Below are 359 nucleotides of genomic sequence, written 5' to 3'. Positions count from 1 at the left end.
ACCTGATGGTTAATAGCGTCACTGGCATAGAATTCGGTAATCTTATCGGCATTGCCTTGGTTGAAGGCGTCTACCCAGGCAGAGACTAGCTGTTTTGGGCTCATAAGCGGTGGCTGCTCCTTTACGATAAAACGCGTTATTGTTTGCGTGGCTGCCTGTTCAGATAGCAAGGATTTTAGGCTTTCCCATATTGGGTGCCAGAAATATCCCTTAGTCTGGCATGACAATCAAACCAAGCTGTTCCAGTAACTGTTCCTGTTGCCAAGCACAAATTTGGACACCAGTTAGATCAACCCGGCGTGGATCCAGGCCGTCTAATTCCGAATGGCTTAAGTTGCAGCCAATTACACTGAACTCTC

1 pseudogene is annotated in these 359 nt (G+C 47.4%); it reads right to left on the bottom strand.

Features of this window, described 5'->3' with window-relative positions:
- Window positions 1-210 precede the first annotated feature (210 nt).
- Window positions 211-359, bottom strand: a pseudogene (locus J0A66_RS22125) (fluoroquinolone resistance protein); the annotation flags it as partial.

The organism is Bowmanella dokdonensis (assembly GCF_017254865.1).
GTDB classification, from domain to species: domain Bacteria; phylum Pseudomonadota; class Gammaproteobacteria; order Enterobacterales; family Alteromonadaceae; genus Bowmanella; species Bowmanella dokdonensis.
The sequence above is the reverse complement of the archived record's forward strand: the minus strand, read 5'-3'. Positions and strand labels throughout refer to the sequence as shown.